This window comes from Phormidium sp. FACHB-1136, assembly GCF_014697375.1.
Lineage (GTDB): Bacteria > Cyanobacteriota > Cyanobacteriia > Phormidesmidales > Phormidesmidaceae > Nodosilinea.
Genome location: NZ_JACJRS010000226.1, coordinates 1 through 2423, shown reverse-complemented (window position 1 = coordinate 2423; position 2423 = coordinate 1). Strand labels below are relative to the sequence as shown.

Annotated in this window: 6 protein-coding genes and 1 pseudogene; 3 read left to right on the top strand and 4 right to left on the bottom strand. The window is 51.4% G+C overall.

What is annotated here, in order from left to right; all coding sequences use genetic code 11:
- Positions 1-219, top strand: a pseudogene (locus tag H6G62_RS26810) (IS256 family transposase); the annotation flags it as partial.
- A 139-nt stretch (positions 220-358) separates the two neighbouring features.
- On the opposite strand, the gene H6G62_RS26805 reads toward H6G62_RS26810, so the two are convergent.
- Genes H6G62_RS26805 through H6G62_RS26795 form a run of 3 tightly spaced genes read right to left on the bottom strand, consistent with a single transcriptional unit; the run spans position 359 to position 1035 of the window.
- Positions 359-607, bottom strand: a complete 249-nt coding sequence (locus H6G62_RS26805) for a hypothetical protein (protein ID WP_190500855.1) — start codon at positions 605-607, stop codon at positions 359-361.
- Positions 576-761: a hypothetical protein gene (locus tag H6G62_RS26800; protein ID WP_190500853.1), complete on the bottom strand. Its 186-nt coding sequence runs from the start codon at positions 759-761 to the stop codon at positions 576-578. The genes H6G62_RS26805 and H6G62_RS26800 overlap by 32 nt, the downstream gene beginning before the upstream one ends.
- Positions 762-786: 25 nt before the next feature.
- Entirely contained in the window at positions 787-1035 is a 249-nt protein-coding gene (locus H6G62_RS26795; protein WP_190500851.1) for a helix-turn-helix transcriptional regulator, read from the bottom strand.
- Positions 1036-1139: 104 nt separating this feature from the next.
- Between H6G62_RS26795 and H6G62_RS26790 the strand changes: the two genes are divergently transcribed.
- Both H6G62_RS26790 and H6G62_RS26785 read left to right on the top strand, forming a co-directional pair.
- A complete protein-coding gene (locus H6G62_RS26790) occupies positions 1140-1382 on the top strand; it encodes a hypothetical protein (RefSeq protein WP_190500849.1) in 243 nt (80 codons plus the stop codon).
- 3 nt (positions 1383-1385) lie between these two features.
- Positions 1386-1580 (top strand): DUF2442 domain-containing protein, encoded by a 195-nt coding sequence (locus H6G62_RS26785; protein ID WP_190500847.1) that lies wholly within the window; start codon positions 1386-1388, stop codon positions 1578-1580.
- A gap of 25 nt (positions 1581-1605) precedes the next feature.
- Here H6G62_RS26785 and H6G62_RS26780 read toward each other — a convergent pair.
- Positions 1606-2308 (bottom strand): IS1 family transposase gene (locus H6G62_RS26780; RefSeq protein WP_242052292.1). Its coding sequence is split into 2 segments (ribosomal slippage): positions 1606-1978 and positions 1977-2308, totalling 705 coding nucleotides; the frame shifts between segments, so codons are not numbered across the junction.
- Positions 2309-2423 lie beyond the last annotated feature (115 nt).

Sequence of the window (2423 nt, the reverse complement as noted above, 5' to 3'; positions counted from 1 at the left end):
TTCGCCACCGTGCGATTGAGAACTGACCAGACCCGGGGCTGTGTCTCCAAGGACACCATCCTGGCCTTGGTGTTCAAGCTGGTCGAAAGTGCCCAGAAAAGCTGGCTTAGAATTCGAGGCTTCAAACACCTCGCGGACGTGATTGAAGGCGTCCCGTTCAACGATGGATACCGGACTGATGACAACACCGATGTGACCCAGATGCAGGACGCCGCCTAGATCCTAGCCATACACCAGATTTGACAATATCTCTAAAGACGAATCGCAAGTTCTTGCTGAAGCTGAGACAGACGCTCATCCTCAGGCAAACGTAGGGCTTCGGCTAGGTCACTGGAAATTTCTAAGGTGAGTTTGCTCATTAGAAATCGTATCCCCGAATTTCTCGTAAAAGGGTTACGCTGTCGGGGGCGATCCCAGGAGGTGTCCATCGCGATTGATGAATCTCTTGTAGAATTTTTGCTTGGCTCTGTCGCTGGGCTTCAATGTCTAGCGCTCGCTGAAGTAACGCCACAATTTGCTTGTTCATAGAGCGAGACTGAGACAAAGCCATACCCTGAATTTGGGTATAGAGGGCATCAGGGATTTCTAGAGCACTGAGTTGAGTCATCGGCTTTGTCTTTGAGCTTAGTATCTAAAATTGGGAAATCAATGTCGATGCGTCGCTGTTCGTAACCAGGGCGTTTGAGCTGAGATAAGTCGAGGTCATCGATAATGTCCTCTTGGCCCTCGTCAAACTTTTGGTCAAACGCTGTTGCCTTCATAGAGGTGCATCCAAAAGCCCATTACCTATGACTCGCTAGCCTGGTCATCTTCGACAAGATTACCTAGATAGAGCTTAACAAACTCCTTAGCCGCCAGGGGGTTCAGGGTTTTAAGTGTCTGGGTAATCTGAGCAATATTTTCAGCGCTGGGGTCAAGCCCGTGGTACCAGCGCCCCACATTGGCTCGACTAATGCCCATCGTCACCGCCAGTTTGTTCTGGCTAATGCTGTAGGTGTCTAAAACCTGCTTCAGTGCGTCGCTTGCCCTTCCCATGCCCTAATCTTGTCAGAGCCGTACGCGAAGGTAAATGTCACACTTGTGGGTACACTGCGCCCGTGCTAATGTCACACTTGTGACTACATTAAACGGGTGTGCCCATGTCAGAAGAATTCATCCCCAACAGCGAAATCTACAGCGCTCCACCCAGCGACCCTGCCCCCACCCAGCCCAGCCGCGAACCGATTCTCATCACCATCATCGGTTCCGCCGCTGGCCTCGACTTGGTGGTCAAAATCCTCCATCGCCTAGGCTTTGCCGAAGCCAGGGCTTGGAGTAAACCTCAGATTGACCCCAACACAGGCAGACCCATGCGTGTCCTCACCAAATGGCTACGATATTAGGCGATGCTGCCCCTTTGGTATCCGCGCCTGCTGAACGCATTGCCCCAACAACTTGCCCAGTGGGAAATTTGCGGCGGCTACGGCATCCACTGGGAATCCCTTGACGAAGACCTCAGTATCGAAGAAATGCTACGCGATGCCCCTGCCAAAAAAACAGCGGTATTCTCTTATCTTAGAGAGGATGCTTCCCCAGCTTGACCCATAATTTTCTGACGTTGCTGAATTACAGGATGAATCTAGGAGGAACCGGAACATCCTCGAACTTGAGGTAGTGAAGTAACAATCGAACAGAGTGAGCCAGCATGTCTACGGACTTAGCGTAGCACAGCGTTTTGCGATGTAGCCAAGCTAGATAGTGGCGTAAGCGAGTGTTTTCACCTTCAACCCGAGTCATATCGGTCTTGCAGACCATCTGATCGCCCTCCGGAATGAATCCGGGAGATACCGACCAGCCATCCGTCACGTAGAAATAGCCATGCCAAGCCGCGACGATAGACCAGAGTGGGGCAAAGGTTTTGGCACTATGGTCACCCAATACCCAGCCTAAAATCCCCTGCTTAAAGGGGTCAACGGCTGTCCACAGCCAAATTTTGTTTTTTTGAGCCTACAAAGGTTTCCAACTCGTCGAGTTCGCCGACCTCGGGTGTTGTTTCGGGATCGTAAGCATCCGGGAGGCGTTCACCAACTTGCTTCACCCCAGCAATAACCGTCGTATGATGCACCCCTTTGACCCGCTCAACCCCTCTAAACCCGAGGCCGTTGGTGTACATCTTGAGACACTCACGTCGGACTTCATCGGAGTACCCCCGGTAGGGTTCGTAGGCATTAATAAACTGACGACCGCAAGCGACACAGATGTGACTTCGCTTACCTTTTCTCTTGCCATTTTTACGGATATGAGTGGCTCCACATTCCGGACATTGCATTGCAGATTATACCAATCCGGCATGAAGTTGAGCATAATAGGGGATGACGTTTGAGAGGGTAGAGAGGATGGCCCGCCCCTTCGTGATTGAGGTTGCTGAAAGCGAAACCTTTCTC